The sequence below is a fragment of the Halobacillus sp. KGW1 genome (assembly GCF_001592845.1).
In the GTDB taxonomy this organism is placed as follows: Bacteria; Bacillota; Bacilli; order Bacillales; family Halobacillaceae; genus Halobacillus.
Genome location: NZ_LSOC01000001.1, coordinates 1 through 661 on the forward strand (window position 1 = coordinate 1; position 661 = coordinate 661).

Sequence of the window (661 nt, forward strand, 5' to 3'; positions counted from 1 at the left end):
GACTTATCTATCTGATCAAATGATCGCGTGAAAAACGTTTCTTTCGATAAAGATGTTTCCTTATCCAGTTTTGAGGGTTTTCAAAAAAAAGTTCAAAATAACCCTTGATTTTCAACTGGTTAAGAGCTATAATAGTTCTTGTCCTTGAAAAAAGGTTTGGTGGCGAAAGCGAAGAGGTCACACCTGTTCCCATGCCGAACACAGCAGTTAAGCTCTTCAGCGCCGATGGTAGTCGGGTAGATCCCCGTGAGAGTAGGACGCTGCCAAGCCTAATTAAATCCGGAGGATTAGCTCAGCTGGGAGAGCACTTGCCTTACAAGCAAGGGGTCGCAGGTTCGAACCCTGCATCCTCCACCATTTTCATTTAAGTTAGCCGGCCTAGCTCAACTGGCAGAGCAACTGATTTGTAATCAGTAGGTTGGGGGTTCAAGTCCTCTGGCCGGCACCATTAGTTGCCTCATAAAGCTAACTTAAAAAATTAAAGTGCTAGTTACATTGAGAGCCATTAGCTCAGTTGGTAGAGCATCTGACTTTTAATCAGAGGGTCGAAGGTTCGAGCCCTTCATGGCTCACCATGTTTTTGCGGGTGTGGTGGAATTGGCAGACACGCTAGATTTAGGATCTAGTGCTTCACGGCGTGGGGGTTCAAGTCCCTCCACCC

At 46.3% G+C, this 661-nt stretch carries 4 tRNA genes and 1 rRNA gene; all 5 read left to right on the plus strand.

The features are described from left to right. Nucleotides 1-155 precede the first annotated feature (155 nt). The 5 genes from rrf (at nt 156) to AXG56_RS00025 (ending at nt 661) form a co-directional block, all read left to right on the plus strand. Nucleotides 156-269: ribosomal RNA gene (gene rrf / locus AXG56_RS00005) — 5S ribosomal RNA — on the plus strand. A gap of 12 nt (nt 270-281) precedes the next feature. After that, nucleotides 282-357: transfer RNA gene (locus AXG56_RS00010), tRNA-Val, on the plus strand. A gap of 15 nt (nt 358-372) precedes the next feature. After that, a tRNA-Thr gene (locus AXG56_RS00015) sits at nt 373-448 on the plus strand. Nucleotides 449-499: 51 nt separating this feature from the next. Then, nucleotides 500-575: transfer RNA gene (locus AXG56_RS00020), tRNA-Lys, on the plus strand. Nucleotides 576-582: 7 nt separating this feature from the next. Further along, nucleotides 583-661, plus strand: a tRNA-Leu gene (locus AXG56_RS00025).